This window comes from Candidatus Obscuribacterales bacterium, from assembly GCA_036703605.1.
In the GTDB taxonomy this organism is placed as follows: Bacteria; Cyanobacteriota; Cyanobacteriia; order RECH01; family RECH01; genus RECH01.
Map to the genome: position 1 here is coordinate 1 of DATNRH010001070.1, position 1,572 is coordinate 1,572.

Below are 1,572 nucleotides of genomic sequence, written 5' to 3' on the forward strand. Positions count from 1 at the left end.
AGGTTCCCCAAAATCGAGTCGGCCTGCTGGCGAATGTTGCTAGAGAGGGTGTCGAACTGAGCGCGAAACTCGCCGGTGGCGGTTTCCAGTTGGGTGACCACCAAATCTCGCCGGCTCTGCACCTCCGCCTGCACGCCAGAAAACTGAGCGGCAAAGTCGGCTTCCTGTTTACGCAGACCTTGCAAAACCGCCGTTTTTTGGTTTTGCACCTCCGACTGAATGCCGTTGAACTGGGACAGAAATTCCGCCGCCTGCTGTTTGAGATTGGCAATAATACTCGTCTGCTCTGCCTGGGCACGGCCCACCAGGCTAGAAATCTGATCGGTAAATCCAGACTCTACCTGACTAAGGTTATCGATCATCAAATTTGCCTGCCGCTGGATCTGGGCCTCTGTGCGTTCGCGCACCATATCTAACTGCGGCACAAAATCTTGCTCTAGGTGAGTGAGGCGATCGATCACCTGCTTTTGGTGCTGGCCAGCCTGTTTATGCAGCTCTTGGAGACGGGTGGCGAAGGCCTGCTCGGCTTGGTCTAGGCTGCTGTGGGATTGGGCCTGGTCATCGGCGATCGCCTTCTGCACATCGGCCAACTGGGTCGATAGTTCGACTTCATAGGAGCGCGTTTGTTTCTCAAAATGCTCTAGATGTTCATCCAGTTCATCCAGGGCCTTTTCCTTGAGCCGACCCACCTCGGTACTCAGCCGCTGTAGCTCCTCCCGCCGCTGCTTCACCTCTCGCTGGAAGCCAATCACGCCCTCGTCTAGCTCCTCGGATAGGGCTTCCGTTTCCTTGAGGAGCGATCGCAATTCTTTGTGGGCAGCCGTAATCCGATCTTCCAAATCCGTCAGATCATTGAGGTGATCCTTCACCAAAATGGTCACCTCGCGCACCACCGATCGCCGCAAAAGCCATAGGCCGATAATCGCCGACCCTAGCAGCAGCGCCAGCACGATCAACATGGCGTTGAACAGCGTGGTGGTGCGATCGATATCGGCTAAGCGTTGATCCAGATCGGTGGGTTGCTCAGCGGTTTGGGCGATCGCGCCAGACTGGGTCTGAGGGAACACCGTCGCGGTCACCGACAACAGCAAGGCCAGCGCCAAGCTGGGCAATAAACCGGGAGTTTGGGATCGGTCTGGACGCTTCATCAACATTATCCTTGTCGGTCAAAGAGCGGGGCGGCTGGCTAGCCGGAGGGAGGGTATGCTTTATTGTGCTACGAAATGGCCCAGGGCATCCCTAGGAGCGATCGCCTCATCCCCTGCTCTAGTGTACTCTGCTGCTCCTCCGGCGATGGCATCCGAGGATTTATGAATCTTGCTCAGCCTAGAATCTGGATTTCAAGGCTGAGGTGTCTCATCAACCAAGGCAAGGTGCAGGTTCTTTCGCCGGATGATCGGTCAGCGGAGCGCCGTCGTCGCCGCATTTAGAGATGATGATGCCAATCCTGCCGATCTTGGATCAGCTTTAAGACCTGCTTAATCTCCTGGGTGCGGTGTTTATTGACAATCAGCGTCACGTGGCCGTCTCGCACTACCACCGTATCTTCTAAACCAATGGTGACGATCAGCT

At 55.9% G+C, this 1,572-nt stretch carries 1 protein-coding gene; it reads right to left on the bottom strand.

The window, feature by feature from the left end:
• On the bottom strand, positions 1–1,148 hold a 1,148-nt coding region (locus V6D20_21875; protein ID HEY9818433.1), incomplete at its 3' end, for a hypothetical protein.
• Between the last annotated feature and the right edge of the window lie 424 nt (positions 1,149–1,572).